18 protein-coding genes are annotated in these 14,781 nt (G+C 67.6%); 8 read left to right on the plus strand and 10 right to left on the minus strand.

Features of this window, described 5'->3' with window-relative positions; translation table 11 throughout:
• Window positions 1–38: 38 nt before the first annotated feature.
• A complete protein-coding gene (locus A5694_RS10525) occupies window positions 39–899 on the plus strand; it encodes a cyclopropane mycolic acid synthase family methyltransferase (RefSeq protein ID WP_064921780.1) in 861 nt (286 codons plus the stop codon).
• Between the two features lie 11 nt (window positions 900–910).
• Here A5694_RS10525 and A5694_RS10530 read toward each other — a convergent pair whose 3' ends face one another.
• The 3 genes from A5694_RS10530 to A5694_RS10540 form a co-directional block, all read right to left on the minus strand.
• Window positions 911–1,270 carry a J domain-containing protein gene (locus tag A5694_RS10530; protein ID WP_064921781.1) on the minus strand — a complete coding sequence of 120 codons (360 nt, stop codon included), beginning with the start codon at window positions 1,268–1,270 and terminating at the stop codon, window positions 911–913.
• A 127-nt stretch (window positions 1,271–1,397) separates the two neighbouring features.
• Window positions 1,398–1,700 (minus strand): hypothetical protein, encoded by a 303-nt coding sequence (locus A5694_RS10535; protein ID WP_125224332.1) that lies wholly within the window; start codon window positions 1,698–1,700, stop codon window positions 1,398–1,400.
• A 43-nt stretch (window positions 1,701–1,743) separates the two neighbouring features.
• Window positions 1,744–2,166 carry an Hsp20/alpha crystallin family protein gene (locus A5694_RS10540; RefSeq protein WP_064921820.1) on the minus strand — a complete coding sequence of 141 codons (423 nt, stop codon included), beginning with the start codon at window positions 2,164–2,166 and terminating at the stop codon, window positions 1,744–1,746.
• Window positions 2,167–2,291: 125 nt separating this feature from the next.
• Here A5694_RS10540 and A5694_RS10545 point away from each other — a divergent pair, with 125 nt between their 5' ends.
• Window positions 2,292–2,690 carry a MerR family transcriptional regulator gene (locus tag A5694_RS10545; protein ID WP_064921821.1) on the plus strand — a complete coding sequence of 133 codons (399 nt, stop codon included), beginning with the start codon at window positions 2,292–2,294 and terminating at the stop codon, window positions 2,688–2,690.
• Window positions 2,690–2,902, plus strand: coding sequence for a hypothetical protein (locus tag A5694_RS10550; protein ID WP_064921783.1), 213 nt, complete (start codon window positions 2,690–2,692; stop codon window positions 2,900–2,902). The genes A5694_RS10545 and A5694_RS10550 overlap by 1 nt, the downstream gene beginning before the upstream one ends.
• Window positions 2,903–2,913: 11 nt before the next feature.
• Here A5694_RS10550 and A5694_RS10555 read toward each other — a convergent pair whose 3' ends face one another.
• The 3 genes from A5694_RS10555 to A5694_RS10565 are packed head-to-tail and all read right to left on the minus strand — an operon-like array spanning window position 2,914 to window position 4,923.
• Window positions 2,914–3,135 carry a CDGSH iron-sulfur domain-containing protein gene (locus A5694_RS10555; protein WP_064921784.1) on the minus strand — a complete coding sequence of 74 codons (222 nt, stop codon included), beginning with the start codon at window positions 3,133–3,135 and terminating at the stop codon, window positions 2,914–2,916.
• Window positions 3,132–3,827 carry a HemK2/MTQ2 family protein methyltransferase gene (locus A5694_RS10560; protein ID WP_267887749.1) on the minus strand — a complete coding sequence of 232 codons (696 nt, stop codon included), beginning with the start codon at window positions 3,825–3,827 and terminating at the stop codon, window positions 3,132–3,134. Before A5694_RS10560 ends, A5694_RS10555 begins: the two co-directional genes overlap by 4 nt.
• Window positions 3,828–3,870: 43 nt before the next feature.
• Complete coding sequence (locus A5694_RS10565; protein WP_082952612.1) at window positions 3,871–4,923, minus strand: LLM class flavin-dependent oxidoreductase; 1,053 nt, start codon at window positions 4,921–4,923, stop codon at window positions 3,871–3,873.
• Between the two features lie 72 nt (window positions 4,924–4,995).
• On the opposite strand from A5694_RS10565, the gene A5694_RS10570 reads away from it, so the two are divergent.
• Together A5694_RS10570 and A5694_RS10575 are read left to right on the plus strand one after the other, a co-directional pair.
• Entirely contained in the window at window positions 4,996–6,174 is a 1,179-nt protein-coding gene (locus A5694_RS10570; protein ID WP_064921786.1) for a phosphatidylserine decarboxylase, read from the plus strand.
• A gap of 44 nt (window positions 6,175–6,218) precedes the next feature.
• A complete protein-coding gene (locus A5694_RS10575; protein ID WP_064921787.1) occupies window positions 6,219–7,331 on the plus strand; it encodes an enolase C-terminal domain-like protein in 1,113 nt (370 codons plus the stop codon).
• Here A5694_RS10575 and A5694_RS10580 read toward each other — a convergent pair.
• Genes A5694_RS10580 through A5694_RS10595 form a run of 4 tightly spaced genes read right to left on the minus strand, consistent with a single transcriptional unit; the run spans window position 7,309 to window position 13,943 of the window.
• Window positions 7,309–10,452: an FAD-binding and (Fe-S)-binding domain-containing protein gene (locus A5694_RS10580; RefSeq protein ID WP_064921788.1), complete on the minus strand. Its 3,144-nt coding sequence runs from the start codon at window positions 10,450–10,452 to the stop codon at window positions 7,309–7,311. The genes A5694_RS10575 and A5694_RS10580 overlap by 23 nt on opposite strands.
• The gene (locus A5694_RS10585; RefSeq protein WP_064921789.1) at window positions 10,449–12,272 is read right to left on the minus strand and encodes a thiamine pyrophosphate-requiring protein; all 1,824 of its coding nucleotides are present in this window, start codon (window positions 12,270–12,272) and stop codon (window positions 10,449–10,451) included. The genes A5694_RS10580 and A5694_RS10585 overlap by 4 nt, the downstream gene beginning before the upstream one ends.
• A gap of 58 nt (window positions 12,273–12,330) precedes the next feature.
• Window positions 12,331–12,990, minus strand: a complete 660-nt coding sequence (locus A5694_RS10590) for a UdgX family uracil-DNA binding protein (RefSeq protein ID WP_064921790.1) — start codon at window positions 12,988–12,990, stop codon at window positions 12,331–12,333.
• Window positions 12,987–13,943, minus strand: coding sequence for a TIGR03557 family F420-dependent LLM class oxidoreductase (locus tag A5694_RS10595; protein ID WP_064921791.1), 957 nt, complete (start codon window positions 13,941–13,943; stop codon window positions 12,987–12,989). Before A5694_RS10595 ends, A5694_RS10590 begins: the two co-directional genes overlap by 4 nt.
• A gap of 123 nt (window positions 13,944–14,066) precedes the next feature.
• Here A5694_RS10595 and A5694_RS10600 point away from each other — a divergent pair, with 123 nt between their 5' ends.
• Genes A5694_RS10600 through A5694_RS10605 form a run of 3 tightly spaced genes read left to right on the plus strand, consistent with a single transcriptional unit; the run spans window position 14,067 to window position 14,745 of the window.
• Window positions 14,067–14,306, plus strand: coding sequence for a hypothetical protein (locus A5694_RS10600; RefSeq protein WP_064921792.1), 240 nt, complete (start codon window positions 14,067–14,069; stop codon window positions 14,304–14,306).
• 16 nt (window positions 14,307–14,322) lie between these two features.
• Entirely contained in the window at window positions 14,323–14,490 is a 168-nt protein-coding gene (locus A5694_RS24045; protein WP_165604336.1) for a hypothetical protein, read from the plus strand.
• A 54-nt stretch (window positions 14,491–14,544) separates the two neighbouring features.
• The gene (locus tag A5694_RS10605; RefSeq protein ID WP_064921793.1) at window positions 14,545–14,745 is read left to right on the plus strand and encodes a hypothetical protein; all 201 of its coding nucleotides are present in this window, start codon (window positions 14,545–14,547) and stop codon (window positions 14,743–14,745) included.
• The last annotated feature ends 36 nt before the right edge of the window (window positions 14,746–14,781 follow it).

Consider the following 14,781-nt stretch of genomic DNA (forward strand, 5'->3'; position numbering starts at 1 on the left):
TCCCGCGCGGCCACATCTGGGTGTACCCTCAAGGATCGATGCCTGAGTTGGAGCCCAAGTACGCTGAACTGCAGTCGATCTACGACATCTCGAATGAGTTCTTCGAGCTGTTTCTCGGCCCGACGATGGGCTATACCTGCGGGTATTACCAGCATCCGGATACCACCCGAGACGAGGCACAGAACGCGAAGTTCGACCTGGCTTTGGGCAAGCTGGGGCTGCAGCCGGGCATGACACTGTTGGATATCGGCTGCGGCTGGGGCGGCGGAATGAGGCGCGCCCTGGAAGAATTCGATGTCAATGTCATCGGGCTGACGCTCAGTGAGCGGCAACGCGAATATGCCCTGGCCAAGCTGGCCGACCTCGCTACCCGCCGCACGGTGCAGGTGCGTCTACAGGGCTGGGAGGAATTCGACGAGCCGGTGGATCGCATCGTATCCATCGGCGCCTTCGAACACTTCGGCCACAAGCGCTACCCCGACTTCTTCGCCATGGCCCACCGCGTTCTGCCGACCGACGGAGTGATGCTGCTGCACACCATCACCGCAATCACCCAGGACGACGCCCAGCGGCTAGGCCTTCCGCTGACCATGAGCATGGCCCGGTTCAACAAGTTCATCATGACCGAGATCTTCCCCGGCGGTCAGCTGCCGACGGTGTCTATGGTCGCCGACCGCGCGACGGAAGCCGGCTTCACCGTCGGCCGCATCCACGAGATCGGACCCAACTATGTGCGGACGCTGCAGGATTGGGCCGACGCCCTGGCCGCCCACAAGGACCAAGCGATCGCCGTGCAGTCACAAGAGGTCTATGACCGCTACGACAAGTACCTCAACGGCTGCGTCCAGCTGTTCCGCGACGGCTACACCAGCGTCCACCAGTTCACGCTGCAGAAGTGACACCGCCGGGGTCAGTGATCCCGTCCGCGGTGCCGGCGCACCGGCCCGGCCCACAGGTCTTTGCGGCGTTCCGCAGCGGCCGCCCGACCGTGGGTGACCCGGATCTTCACCGGCCCTTGGGTATTCGCGGCGGGGCGCCTTGAACCTGGCGGATCGGCGCCGGCGTTCCGGCGGCCGCCGTGCCGCAACGCGTCATATGCCCGCAGCAGCTGCTGCAGCTGCGCCTCGGCATCGCCGGGCGGCCGAGAACGCGCATAGCCGGTGTCGGGGTGCAGGGCGCGCAACTTGGTGCGGAAGGCGTGGCTGATCTGAGCTGGAGTGGCCGAAGGCGTCACTCCCAGTACGGCATAGGGATCAAGGCTTTCGCTCATCGCGCCACCAAGCTCACTGAGGCAACCGAGGAAGAACTCTCCTGGTGTAGGCCGGCGTGGCCCCGCTGTCGGGAGAGCAACACACAGCGGGGCCACGCCGAACTCCGGTGTTCATCGTGTGGGGCCATCACCTCCCCTGTGCAGGCGGACACATCCGGCGGGCGTCCGGAGGCGACCGCTGCGTCGGCCACACCTGCGTGTTACGCCGCCGGGTGGCCGACCGGTGCGCCCGGCGGGCCGGTGGTGGCGCGCCCGGCCGCGCGGGCCCGGCGCTACAAAGGGCGAGCTTCGGGGTTCGGAGCCGGGTGGCGGGCATCTCGGTGCGGACCGCGTAGCAGTGCTCCGGGGCGGTCAGCAGTTGCAGCCATTCGGCGCGCACGATGCGCTCCGCCTCGTCGAGCACGTGGGCGGTTAACGTGTCGGTGGTCATTCTGCTCACCTCCTTCACACGGCCGCCACCCGGCCCCTCGCAATCAGGCGTTGATGGCCCGCTCGCCGTGTCCACTGGCGACTTTGATCCGGCGCGGCTTCGCCTTCTCCGCAACCGGAATGGTCAGCCGAAGCACCCCGTCCTGGTAGCTGGCCTCGATCTGCTCGGCGTCGAGGTTGTCGCCCAGGAACAGCTGACGGCTGAAGACGCCGCGCGGCCGCTCCGCCGACACCATCTCCCGGTTCTGATCAAGGCCGGGCCGTTCGGCGTGCACGGTCAGCACGTTGCGTTCGACGTCGAGATCCAAGGAGTCTTCCGCCACTCCGGGCAAGTCGAACTCGACGATGAACTGGTCTCCGTCGCGCCAGGCGTCCATGGGCATGACCGCCGGCCGGGCCGCGGTGCCCAGTACCTGCTGGGTCCAACGGTCGAGATCACGGAACGGGTCGGTACGCATCAACATCATCTCCACCTCCTCGAACGTTGGCAGATTATCTGTGTCTGCCGACATAGATTTTTATATAGCACGGGTGGTAGGTTCGTGCAAGAGGATTTTCTCGCGAGTGGAAGCGACGTATGTTGGTCGAAGACATGAGTGCCCGATCCGGGCTTGGGGTATACAGCATTTCCGTGGCTGCAGAGTTGTCCGGTATCGGTCCGCAGACGCTGCGACTCTACGAGCGACGCGGGCTGCTCACCCCGGCGCGCACCGCGGGCGGGACGCGCCGTTACAGCGATGACGACTTGTCGCGGCTGCAGCGCATCCTGGAGCTGGTCGGTGACGGGGTCAACGTGGCCGGTATCGGGGAGATCCTCAGCCTGGAAGCCCGCAACGCCCGCCTTGAGTCGGAGAACACCAGACTGGAGTCGGACAACAACCGGCTGAGGTTGGACAACACTCAACTGAAGTCGGACTATGCCCTGCTCGTCGCCGAGCGGGCAGAACGACGAGACCGGGACGCGCGAGCGCGGAAACGAAAGGGGTCATGATGACGAACGCTGAGGGGCTGCCGCCGACCGACGACGTTCCGGAGGCCGATCTGGCCGAACAGCGGACCTCTGCCGACACCACCGACGAGGAGGCAGGGCTGAACCCCGCCCATCTGCCAAACGCCGACGAGGTCGACGCCAACCCCGCCGACCTGATCGACCAAGCGATCAGCGTTCCGCTGTCCGACGACGACTACGACATAGAGCAGTAGCGGCAGACCCGTCACCCGGGCTCGGCCACCTCGCCCTCGACGTGGCGGCGGGACGGTTCCCGTCGCCGGTGGCTGGTGTCGCACAGCGGATAATTGCGGCTGCGCCCGCAGGCGCAGATGGCGACCATGAACCGGTCCGATTCGACGACGCCCTCGGGGGTCTCGATGCGTACCGGCCCGGGGACCAGGACCGGGCCATTGCGGACCGGGCGAACCACCCGTGGTTCGGTCACGGCTTGTCCGCCCGGATCACCACCAGCTGCTCTTCGCGGCAGCCGCGGGGCATCCGCCCGGTGCGTTCCAGCCAGCCGGCCCGCGCCGAGAGCACCGGACCAAACGGAATCCACCGGGACGCCACGATATCGGCGTCCAAGCCGCTGTCCCGCAGGACTTTCAGGGACCGGCCGGCGTCGGCCAGTGCCGACTGCACCAACAGCACCGAACCACCACTGCGCAACAGCCTGGCGGCCGAGCGGCACAGCGGGTCGAGGACGATCCGGCCGTCGACGCCACCGTTCCACGACCACTCCGGGCCGCCGGCGGCCGGGATCGGGTCCGCATGCCGCGGGGTGGGCACATACGGCGGGTTGGACACGATCAGGTCGAACGGCTCGCAGGCCAACGCGCCGGTCCACGGGCCCTGCCGGATCTCCACGTCCACCCCGGCGGCGCGCGCGTTGTCCCGGGAGCACCGCACCGCAACGGGACAGATGTCGAATGCGGTGACGCTGCCGGCGCCCATATCGGCCGCCGCGATCGCCACCACCCCTGAGCCGGTGCACAGATCGAGCACCCGGCCGCGGCGGGCCAGGCCCGACGATTCCATCGTCTCGATGAGCAGGTGCGAATCCTGCTGCGGGGCATAGACGCCGAGCGGAGTCAGCAGATCGGTCCTGGTCGCGGGAGTAGCGGCAATCGGGTTCACCCAGCCGGTTTACCCGGCCACCACCGCGGACAAACGCCGTTGATCACTCACGCAACGCGGGCAGCACTTCGGTGCCGTAGGTGCGAAGTGCGCCGCCCGGATCGGCACCGCCGACGTTCATCATCACGACGACGGTGGCCCCGAGCGCACGCATCGCCTTCATCCGACGCACATGCACCGCCGGATCCGACGACACCGCCCCCATCAGCTTCCATTTGGTGTCGGACACCTGCGCCCCCAACCGCCCGACCTCGCCGGGGTCATGGATGTCGTCGGCGTAGTTCGCGTCGACCAGCGCCGCCTTCCACACCCGGGAATGTTCGAGTGCGGCATCGTCGGTCTCCGCCCACGACATCAGCCCCTGCACGATGATCTCTCCGGGCGGCTTCGCCGCGTCCTCGCAAGCCTTTCGGTAGGCGCCGATCACGGCCGGCGCCTTGGCCGGGTCGCCCAGCGTCCAGACGCCGTCGGCGAGCCGGCCCGCGATAGCGGCTGCACGCGGCCCGAACGCGGACATGAACACCGGCGGGCGGCGCTCGACGTCGAGGTAGATCCGGGCGCCGTCGGTCCGGAAATGGCGGCCCCGGAAATCGACGGTTTCGCCGTTGAGCAGCCGGACGATGATCTCCAGGGCCTCTTCGGTGCGGCACTGCTGTTCGGCGACGCTCGGCCAGTCCAGCCCGGCCGGGACCTCGTTCATCGCCTCGCCGGATCCGACCCCCAGGAACGTCCGGCCCGGATACAGCGATTCCAGGGTCGCGACCTGCTGCGCGACGACGACCGGGTTGTAGCGGTGCACCAGGCCGGTTACCGCGGTACCGAGAGCCACGTTGCGGGTCGCGTGCCCTGCCGCACCCAACCACACCCAGGCGTTGCCGCAGGCGGCGGGCGGGCCGCTGGCCGGATCCCACCAGGGCGCGAGGTGATCGGAGCAGCAGACGCCGTCGAAGCCGGCGTTCTCCGCCTCCACCGCCTGCCGCAGCAACGCCGGTGGCGAGAACCGCTCGTGGCCCAAGGCGGCGAAGTACGCAACGTCGTCGGGCTGGCGCCGGCGCGCCCACAGCACTCCCCGGACCGCGTCGACGACTCCATGCATGCGCCTCCGCGTACCCGCCGGTGCCCCAGGGCAAACGGTTGACGGGACCGCCGCGGTGGGTACTTCCACCGCATGAGCGAGCCGGACGCGATCATCGACAAACTGCAGGAGGCACTGGGCCGTCAGCAGGGCCTGGCAGAGCTGGTCGAACAGTCGCTGCGCAAGGCCAGGCAACGCGCGCAAGCCGACCTGCGCCCGGCGCTGTTCGAGGCGTTGGAATGGCCTTGTGACATCGGTGAATACCAGGATTACCTGCGGCGCTTCGTCAGGTGGGTGCCGCAGGAGTCGCCGGCGAAGGCCTGGACCGAACAGGGCCAGACCCAAGAGGTCAGCGACCGGATGAGCCACTTCTACTTCCTGGTCGACCAGGAGATCGGCGACGAGACACTGCAGCACTGCGACGTCTTCCGGGAGTGGCTGACCGAGTTCGCCAAGCAGTGGGGCAACTTCCTCGACACGCCGGAGTCGTTCAGCCCGGAGGCGCTGAAGTCGTTCATCGCCAACGCACCGGAATACCGCGTCGAGGAGTCCCTGGTCGATGGCGCCCCCAACGCGCCCAGCGGCTGGCTGACCGCCAACCAGTTCATCGCCCGCGAACTCAACGGCGGGCTGCGCCCGATCGCCGAACCCGGCAGCAACCTGGTGATCACCTCACCGGCCGACTGCCGTTTCCAGCACGCCTTCGACATCGATGCCGACTCGAACATCCCGGCCATCACGCTGAAGAACCAAAGGTTCGGCAACATCAAGCAACTCATGGAAGGCAGCGCCTACCGCGAGAGCTTCGCCGGCGGCACCTTCGTGCATTACATGTTGCCGGTGCACGCCTATCACCGTTATCACCTGCCGGTCGATGGTCTGGTCCGGGAGTCGTTCCGCATCAACGGTGAAGTGTTCCTGCGAGTGTCCATCGAAGACCACGAGTTGCAGGCCAGCGACAGCGCCAGCACCGGTTACGAGTTCTCCCAGACCCGTGGCGTGGTGACCGTCGATACGTCGCGGTCGGCGGCCGGCGACCTCGGCCTGGTCGCGATCATCCCGGTGGGCATGGCGCACGTGTCGTCGGTGGTGCTCACCGGGGTCGAAGGCCGGCACATGGCCAAAGGCGAAGAGTTCGGCTACTTCCAGTTCGGCGGGTCGGACATCATCATCTTGTTCCAGGACGGCGTCGATCCGCAGATCGATACCAGCGAAGACTTCCGGCTGGTCGGCACCCCGGTGGCCCGCTGCACGCCGCTCCCCCGCAACTGATCTGCCCGGGCATACCCGTTCCGCGTCGCGGGTAGTCACCAGCCATGACTTCGCGCGCAGCCACTGCGATACCGATCGAATCCGTCGAGGTCTCGGCCTACGCGATCCCCACCGACGCCCCGGAGTCCGACGGCACCCTGGCCTGGGACTCGACTACCTTCGTGCTGGTCAGCATCCGGGCCGGGGGTCTGGTCGGAACCGGCTACACCTACGGCGGAACGGCGGTGGCCACTGTGGTGGGCGGCAAGCTGGCCGAGGTCATCACCGGCGAGGACGCATTGCAGCCGCCGGCCCGGTGGGCGGGAATGCAGCACGCGGTGCGCAACCTGGGCAAGCCGGGCGTGGTCGCCGAGGCGATCTCGGCGGTCGACATCGCGCTGTGGGATTTACGGGCCCGGCTGCTCGACGAGCCGCTGGCCGTCACCCTCGGCGCTGTCCATGACGCCACCCCGATCTACGGCAGCGGCGGATTCACCTCCTATGACAACGCCACGCTGTGTAAACAGTTGTGCGGCTGGGCCGACGCCGGCATTCCCCGGGTCAAGATGAAGGTGGGCCGCGACCCGGAGGCCGACACCGGCCGGGTTTCCGCGGCCCGGGCGGCGATCGGCGAGGGTATCGAGTTGTTCGTCGACGCCAACGGGGCCTACCACCGCAAGCAGGCCCTGTGGTGGGCGCAGTGCTTCGCTGATTTCGGTGTGCGGTGGTTCGAGGAACCGGTGACCTCCGACGATCTCGAGGGGCTGCGTCAGTTGACCGAGCACGGGCCGCCGGGAATGGACATCGCCGCCGGCGAATACGGTTACCACCTACCGTATTTCGAGCACATGCTGGCCGCGGGCGCCGTGGACTGCCTGCAGGCCGACGTCACCCGGGCGCTCGGGATCACCGGGGTGCTCAAAGTCGGTGCGCTCTGCGACGCCCGCGGCATCGACCTGTCGCTGCATTGTGCACCGCAGATCAGCGGCCAGGTCGGCACGGCGATCTGGCACCTGCGCCATCTCGAGTACTTCCACGACCATGTACGGATCGAAGGCCTGGCGTTCGACGGAGTGATCACCCCGGAGCCGGGCGGAGTGCTGCGCCCGGACCGGACGGCGCCCGGGCACGGGCTCACCGTCAAAGAGGCCGACCTCAGTGAGTTTCGCGTCGCCTGAACCCGACCACCGCAGCCGCCGTCGCGGCACCGAGTGCCGCCAGCGGCCCGGCGGTCCGCACCGCCCGCGTGCGGGCACCGGGCGCCGGACGCCCCGGGGGTTGCACGGATCCGATGTCCTCGGACTGCTTGGCCATGGCCATCAGCTGGCCCAGGTGCAGCGCTGAAGCCGCGCCGGCGTCGGAAAGCTGTGTCTGGCAGGAGAACCCGTCGGCCACCACCATCGCATCGGGGTTCTGGCGGATCGCCGGGAACAGTGCCTGTTCGCCGCAGTCCATCGATATCTGGTATTTGCCCTCTTCGAAACCGAACGACCCGGCCAGCCCGCAGCAGCCCCCGGATACCGGCTCGACGTCCACGCCCATCTTCTGCAGCACTTGCTGGTCGGCGCTGACACCGCCGGTGGCGCGCTGGTGGCAGTGGCCCCACAGCAGGGCCCGCACGCGAGAGGTCTTGGGCACCTCGACGTCGAACTTGGCGAAGAACTCCGCGAAGTGGTAGCTGTTGCGCACCAGCCGCTCGGCGTCGTCGTCGTGCGGAAGTAGTTTGGGCAGCTCGTCTTTGAACACCGCCAGACAGCTCGGCTCCATCCCGACCACCGGGGTGTCGTCGCGGATCTCATCGCGCAGCGCGGAGAGCACATCCAGCAGATAGTGTTTGGCGACGTCGAGGAAGCCGTAGTCATACAGCGGGCGTCCGCAGCAGATGTGACCGCGCGGCATGAGCACCTGCCAGCCGGCCGCTTCGATGGCCTCCACGCAGGCCACCCCGACATCGGTGTGCAAATGGTTGTTGAAGGTGTCGGGGAACAAGATGACCCGCGGCCCGCCGGAGTTGACCACCGGCCGCGCGGCGAACCACTGCTGCAAGGTCATCGGCGCGAACGTCGGCAACGGGCGGTGCCGGTCGATGCCGCCGACGAATTTGGCCAGTCGGGACAGCACCGGCGTCTGGGTGGCGAAGTTCGCCAGTTCCGGCACCTTGGCGGCCAGCCGGGCGGCCTGGTCGATGAAGCCGAAGGCGTAGGCGTAGCGGGGCCGCCACCGGCGCAGCGACCGGTAGTGGTGGTAGAGGAACTCCGACTTGTAGGTGGGGATGTCGACGTTGACCGGGCAGTCGTTGGTGCAGCCCTTGCACGCCAGGCACAGGTCCAGTGCGTCCGCGACTTCGGTTGACTGCCAGCCGTCGGTGATCACTTCACCCCGCAGCATCTCGAACAGCAGCCGCGCACGGCCCCGGGTGGAGTGCTTCTCCTCGCGGGTGACCTGATAGCTCGGGCACATGGTGTCCTGCGCTTCGGGCACCCGGCATTTGCCCACCCCCACGCAGCGCAGCGCGGCGTGCGAGAAGTCGCCATGATCCTCCGGGTAGCTGAACTTGACCTTCGGCCGCGGCGGGTTGTAATCGGTGCCCAGCTTGAGGTTCTCGTCGAACCGGTAGGGGTCGATGACCTTGCCGGGGTTCATCTTCCACATCGGATCCCAGATCGACTTGAACTCGCGCATCGCATCGATCAGTCGCGGACCGTACTGCTTGCCGAGCAGCTCGGCGCGCTGCTGGCCGTCGCCGTGCTCCCCCGACATCGAGCCGCCGTAGGAGGCCACCAGATCCCCGGCCGCTTCCAGGAAATGCCGGTAGGTGGCCAGCCCGTCCTTGTGGCGCAGATCGAACCCGACCCGGGAGTGGATGCAGCCCTCCCCCAGGTGCCCGTACATGGCGCCGCGCAGCCCGTGCTCGGCATAGAGCCGCTGCAGGTCCCGCACGTAGTCGCCGACCCGCGCCGGCGGCACCGCCGAGTCCTCCCAGCCGGGCCAGTGGTTGCCGCTGTCCACCGGAAACGCCGTGGATCCCAGCCCGGACTCCCGGATCGACCACAGCTGGGCGCTGTTGCCGCCGTCCTGCTTGCTGCGGGCCATCACGATTCGGTCGGAGCCGAAGCCCTTCTTCTGCTGCAACCACTCGACGAATCGCTGCGCCTGCGCCGACGAATCCCGCGGGTCATCGGAGCCGAACTGCACCATCAGCCACGCCCCGGCCGAATCCACTTGCGGCAGCTGTGCTCTACCGGCCGCGTTGGTTCCGGTCAACTCCTGGTCGTGCACCAGCAGGCTGTCCACTGCCTCGCACCCGATCGGCTTGAACTCCATGATCTCCGGCGCCAGATCGCCGGCGTCTCCGACCGAGTCGAACGCCACGACCACGACGCTGCGGTGCAGCATCGCCGGGGTGAGCATCATGGTCGCGCTCAGCACCACCGCACAGGTGCTCTCGGTCCCCACCAGGGCGCGCGCGACGTTGAAGCCTTTCTCCGGCAGCAGTTCGTCAAGGTTGTAGCCCGACACCCGCCGCGGCAGCTCATCGACATCCGGGTAGCCCTTGCGAATGTCGTCGGCATACCTGTCACGCAGATCGCGCAGTGCCGCATAGATTTCGCCCTTCCGGCCGCCCTGGGCGATGATCGCGTCGATCTTGGACTCTTCGTTGTTGCCCACCCAGAACCGGGCGCCGTCGTAGGTGATGATCTCCAATGCGTGGGTGTTGTCCGAGGTGCGCGGCCCCGGCCCGTAGAAGTGCGCCTGGATCGAATGCACACCGCAGGAGTTGTTGCCGATGTTGCCGCCCAGGGTGCACCGGGAGTGCGACGACGGGTCCGGCCCGAACACCAGCCCGTATTCACCGGTGGCCTTGTTGAGTTGCTCATTGATCACCCCGGTCTGCACGGTGCACAACCGTTGGCCCGCGTCGATGTCGATGATCTCGGTCAGATATTTGGAGAAGTCGATGACCACCGCCACGTTGACGGTCTCCCCGGACAGGCTCGTCCCGCCGCCGCGGCACAGCACCGGCGCCCGGTAGCCGTGACAGGCGCGCACGGTCTGCACCACGTCCTCGATCGTCTTGGGCACCACCACCCCGATCGGCACCTGTCGGTAGTTGGAGGCGTCGTTGGCGTACATCGCCTTGGTGCCGGCGTCGAAGCGCACTTCCCCTTCGACGTGGCGGCGCAACTGTTTCTCCAGCCCGATGACGTTGACCCGGTCGACCGCCGCCATTCCTGCGACGAACCGGGTGTCCGGCCGGGCGGGGATCTGCTCGGTGTGCCGGTGGCCGAGCAGGCTCACTCGTCGTCGTCCTTGTCACGCAGGTCGCGTACCGCCTGCTTGGCCGACTCGGTGAACTCGTGCATCTTCTGCTTGGCGCCCTTGGTGGCGACGCTGACCCGGTCCGGGTCTTTGATCATCGCCTTGGCGGTCTTCTTCGCAATGTCCATCCTGATCTGAGGCGGAACCGGTGCGATATCCGGGTCAACGACCACTTCCAGTACCACCGGGCTGCTGGCAGCCAGCGCCTGGTCCCAGGCATGCCCGATGTTCTTCGGGTCATCGCAGCGGATACCGGTCAGCCCGAGCAGCTTGGCGAATTCGGCATACGGTACGTCTGGAATATGTTGGGAGCCCTCGAATTTCTTCTCCCCTCCCATCGCCCGCTGCTCGAAGGTGACCTGGTTGAGGTCCTGATTGTTGAACACGCAGAAGATCAGCGGGCCCTTGGACAGCCGGTCCTTGTAGCGCTTCACGGTGATCATCTCGGCCATGCCGTTCATCTGGAACACCCCGTCACCGACCAGGGCGATCACCGGGCGGCCCGGGTGCGCCAGTTTGGCGGCGATCGCATACGGGGTGCCGGGTCCCATGGTGGCGAGGTTGCCGGCCAGCGAGGCGGCCATTCCGGGCCGCAGCCGCAGGTGCCGCGCCCACCAGTTGGCCACCGAGCCGGCATCGGTGGTGATGACCGAATTATCGGGCAGTCGCTTGGACAGCTCGTGTACCACCAGCTCGGGGTTGAGCGGGTTTGCCTTGTCGTGGGCCCGCTTGTCGAGCACCCGCCACCACTCGGCCACCTCGCCTTCGATCTTCTTGCGCCAGGACCGGTCTTCCTTGCGCTTGAGTAGCGGGATCAGCTCTTGCAGCGTGTCTTTGGAGTCCCCGATCAGGTTGGCGTCCATCGGGTACCGCACGCCGATCATGCGGCCATCATGGTTGATCTCCACCCCCCGGCACTGCCCTTCTTTGGGCAGCCATTCGGAGTAGGGGAAGCTGGATCCGATCATGAACAACGTGTCGGCGCCGGACATCATCGCCTCGCTGGCCGTGGAGCCCAGCAGCCCGATCGGGCCGGTGACATACGGCAGATCGTCGGGCAGGGAAGCCCGCCCCAGGGAGGTCTTGGCCACCCCGGCGCCGAGCAGCTCGGCCACCTGCACCACTTCGTCTGACGCGTCGGCGGCACCGGCGCCGATCAGAATCGCCACCTTCTCGGCATCGTTGAGAATGTCGGCGGCCTTCTGCAATTCGGGTTGCGCGGGGAGCATCCGGGACCGGGACCAGCCGACGCTGCTGAACACCGCACCGTGCATCCGCGGCGGCGACGGCACCGCGTCCTCTTCGGCGACGTCCTCGGGCAGGATGATGGTGGCCACCGTGCGATTCGTCAGCGCCACCTTGCACGCCCGGTCTACCAGGTGCCGGGCCTGCACTGGCGCCATGCAGGTTTGGATGAAGTCCGACGAGACGTCTTTGAACAGTGAGTTGGGGTCGATCTCCTGCTGAAACGCCGCGCCCAGTGACATCCGCTTCTGCTGGCCGACGATGGCCACCACCGGCTGATGGTCGAGTTTGGCGTCATAGAGCCCGTTGAGCAGGTGGATCGCCCCGCCGCCGGACGTGGCCAGGCAGCAGCCGAGTTCGCCGGTGAATTTGGCGTGCCCGGTCGCCATGAAGGCGCCCATCTCCTCGTGGCGCGGCTGGATCAACTCCGGATCGCCTCCGGCCCGGTCCAGTGCGCCGAGCATGGACAGGATGCCGTCACCGGGATATCCGAAGATCCGGTGCACCCCCCACTGGCGTAACCGGTCGATGATGAAGTCCGCGGTCTTCGGCATGGTGCGCTCCCTTCTATCGGCACACGGTTACCCGTCACCGTGGTTGTCAAACAGCCCGTCAGACCACGGTGCTGTTCTGTTCTGTCACAGCGCCGCCGGCCACCCGAAGGTCACTGACGAATGCGCGGTAGGCCGCTGCCCGGTCGGTCCGGTCGCGCAGCACCGCCGAGGGATGCACGGTGGCCAGGACCGGCGGCCCGGATCGGCCCGGCACCTCGATCAGCTCTCCGCGCCCGGTGGAGATCCGGAACGCCGGGCCCAGTAACGATTGCGCGGCAGTAGCACCCAGGCAGACCACCAGTTGCGGACCCACCGCGTCGATCTCGGCGATCAGCCACGGTCGGCACGCCACCACCTCGGTGCGGCCGGGCTTCTGGTGGATCCGGCGCTTGCCCTCGCGGCGGGTGAACTTGAAATGCTTGACCGCGTTGGTCGCATAGACCAAGCCCGGGTCGATGCCGGCGTCGCTTATCGCACGCTCGAGCAGCCGCCCGGCCGGACCCACGAAGGGATGGCCCTGCCGGTCCTCCTGGTCGCCGGGCTGCTCCCCGACCAGCATCAGCGGCGCCCCGCGGCGGCCCTCGCCGAACACCGTCTGGGTGGCGTCGCGGTACAGCTCGCAGCCGTGACACCCCGCGGCCGCGACCCGCAGTGCGCTCAGCGTCCGCTTCTCCGGCAGATAGCGCTGCGCCCCCGGCACTTTCGTCGTTGCGCTCACGCCGCCAGCTCCGGCGCGATCTCGGATTCCCAGAAGGCGAAGAACTCCTCCTGGTCTCCGCCGATCTGCTGCACGTAGACCTCGTCGAAGCCGGCGTCGGCGAATTCGCGGATCCGGTCCAGATACGGTTTGGCGTCCGGGCCGGCCGGCACCGCCTGTGCCACCATGTCGGCGGTGACCAGACTCGAGGCCTGCTCGAAATGCGTCGGCGTGGGCAGGTTCTGGCCCAGTTCACCGGGGAGCTGCTCACTGGCCCACAACGCCTGCGCGGTGCGCACCCCCTGCTCCTTCGACGGCGCGTAGCACACCTTGAACCCGGCCTGGGTGGGCTTGCCCATCCCGCCGGCATGGTGGAACTCCGAGACCAGCGCGGCGTCGGGCATGCTGCACTGGTACCCGTCGCCGATCCGGCCCGCCAGCCGCGCCGAATGCGGGCCGTAACCGGAGACGTAGATCGGTGTCGGCTTCGGCGGCAGCGTGTAGAGCCGGGCGTTCTCCACGGTGTAGTAGCGCCCGTGGTGGTTGACCTGGTGGCCGGTGAACAGCTCGCGGATCACCGCGACGGCCTCGTCGAGCATGCCGCGGCGGATGGCCGCCGACGGCCAGCGTGCACCGGTGATGTGTTCGTTCAACGCTTCTCCGGTCCCGACCCCCAGAACGAAGCGGCCGTCGTGTTGGGCGGCGCTGGTCGCTGCGGCCTGCGCGACCACCGCCGGATGGGTGCGCATGATCGGGCAGGTGACGGCAGTGGTGATCGGCAGCGTGCAGGCCTGCGACAGTGCGCCGATCACCGACCACACGAACGGGCTGTGGCCCTGCTGGTCGGTCCAGGGGTGGAAGTGATCGGAGATCCACAGCGCCTCGAACCCGGCCCGCTGCGCCCGGGTGGCCTGACGAACCAGCTCGTTGGGGTGAAACTCCTCGCTGGACAACGCATAACCGAGGGTCGTCATGGCTCAGGCATACCCGTCGTGGCGTCGGCTAATCCTCAGCGAGTTCGCGGCTGGCCGTCGGTTAGTCGTCGCAGACGTCTGGGTAGCCGATTGGCAGAAACATCAAGACCTAGGGGGGATTCGATGGCCGACGTAAAGAACGTGGAGAGCGGCCAGCGCACCGGCACCAAGGACCGCGACTACGACCTGTTGTGGTTCGTGGAGAACTGCCTGGACAACGCACTGCGGATGGACGTCTACATCGCCGACGCCGAACGCACCGGCGACACCGAGTTGGCCGACCTGTTCCGGCGCGCCCAGAACGCCAGCCGCAAGGGCGCCGAAGAGGGCAAGTCGCTGCTGGCGCACCGGCTGCGCGACTGAACATGCGCCTACCGCGATGCCCGAGCAGGTCACCGATGTCTTCTTGCTGACTTACCTCGGGAAGCCGGTGGATGCCTTCCTGCGTCGCGAGGACGCAGCGGCGGAGCTCTCCACCTACAGCGTGGAGGAGCAATCGGTGATGGAGATAGTCCCGGTACGGCTGATCGGCGGCGGTGAGCCGTAGCGCCGCTGCTGCGGCACCGGCCGCGGGTCTGGACCCGCTGCTCAGGGCGTAGGCGTGGGCGCCGTGGTGGTCGCCGGAGCGTCGGACGGCGTCGGCGTCGCGTCCGCGGGCTTACGGGTCGTCGGAGGGCCGGACGACGTCGGCGTCATGGTGGTCGAGGTGGTGTCCGGATCGGCGAACGCGCCCGGCACGATCGCGACCGCGGCGCAGCCGACAGCCATTGACGTCACAAGTGCCGCCCTACCCAGAATCTGATATCCCGCGACCATGCTGGCCCCTCCCCGATGTTTG

Origin of the sequence: Mycolicibacter sinensis (assembly GCF_001667945.1) — a bacterium.
GTDB classification, from domain to species: Bacteria; Actinomycetota; Actinomycetes; order Mycobacteriales; family Mycobacteriaceae; genus Mycobacterium; species Mycobacterium sinense_B.

Bases quoted from the DNA above. Each gene is read 5' to 3' on its own strand.
- A5694_RS10525 (WP_064921780.1), top strand. From the start codon at position 39: ATGCCTGAGTTGGAGCCCAAGTACGCTGAACTGCAGTCGATCTACGAC.
- A5694_RS10530 (WP_064921781.1), bottom strand. From the start codon at position 1,270: ATGAGCGAAAGCCTTGATCCCTATGCCGTACTGGGAGTGACGCCTTCG.
- A5694_RS10535 (WP_125224332.1), bottom strand. From the start codon at position 1,700: ATGACCACCGACACGTTAACCGCCCACGTGCTCGACGAGGCGGAGCGC.
- A5694_RS10540 (WP_064921820.1), bottom strand. From the start codon at position 2,166: ATGATGTTGATGCGTACCGACCCGTTCCGTGATCTCGACCGTTGGACC.
- A5694_RS10545 (WP_064921821.1), top strand. From the start codon at position 2,292: ATGAGTGCCCGATCCGGGCTTGGGGTATACAGCATTTCCGTGGCTGCA.
- A5694_RS10550 (WP_064921783.1), top strand. From the start codon at position 2,690: ATGACGAACGCTGAGGGGCTGCCGCCGACCGACGACGTTCCGGAGGCC.
- A5694_RS10565 (WP_082952612.1), bottom strand. From the start codon at position 4,923: ATGCATGGAGTCGTCGACGCGGTCCGGGGAGTGCTGTGGGCGCGCCGG.
- A5694_RS10570 (WP_064921786.1), top strand. From the start codon at position 4,996: ATGAGCGAGCCGGACGCGATCATCGACAAACTGCAGGAGGCACTGGGC.
- A5694_RS10575 (WP_064921787.1), top strand. From the start codon at position 6,219: ATGACTTCGCGCGCAGCCACTGCGATACCGATCGAATCCGTCGAGGTC.
- A5694_RS10585 (WP_064921789.1), bottom strand. From the start codon at position 12,272: ATGCCGAAGACCGCGGACTTCATCATCGACCGGTTACGCCAGTGGGGG.
- A5694_RS10595 (WP_064921791.1), bottom strand. From the start codon at position 13,943: ATGACGACCCTCGGTTATGCGTTGTCCAGCGAGGAGTTTCACCCCAAC.
- A5694_RS10600 (WP_064921792.1), top strand. From the start codon at position 14,067: ATGGCCGACGTAAAGAACGTGGAGAGCGGCCAGCGCACCGGCACCAAG.
- A5694_RS24045 (WP_165604336.1), top strand. From the start codon at position 14,323: ATGCCCGAGCAGGTCACCGATGTCTTCTTGCTGACTTACCTCGGGAAG.